The organism is Escherichia sp. 94.0001 (assembly GCF_013369155.2).
GTDB lineage: Bacteria > Pseudomonadota > Gammaproteobacteria > Enterobacterales > Enterobacteriaceae > Escherichia > Escherichia coli_F.
In genome coordinates, this window is record NZ_JABWMS020000337.1 from 1 (window position 1) to 234 (window position 234).

Here is a 234-nt window from a genome sequence, read left to right on the forward strand (position 1 = left end):
TGCTGACCCACCCGCGCTACGGCATGGGGAAACGTCTTGGTGCGGCGGATGTGGACAAATGGGCGCTGTATGTCATCGGCCAGTATTGCGATCAGTCAGTGCCGGATGGCTTTGGTGGCACGGAGCCGCGCATCACCTGTAATGCCTACCTGACCACACAGCGTAAGGCGTGGGATGTTCTCAGTGATTTCTGCTCGGCGATGCGCTGTATGCCGGTATGGAACGGGCAGACGC

General features: G+C 59.8%; 1 protein-coding gene. It reads left to right on the forward strand.

Going from position 1 to position 234, the window contains the following annotated elements; translation table 11 throughout:
- Positions 1-234, forward strand: a 234-nt coding sequence (locus HEN33_RS26015) for a hypothetical protein (protein WP_183083583.1), incomplete at both ends; no start/stop codon positions are given.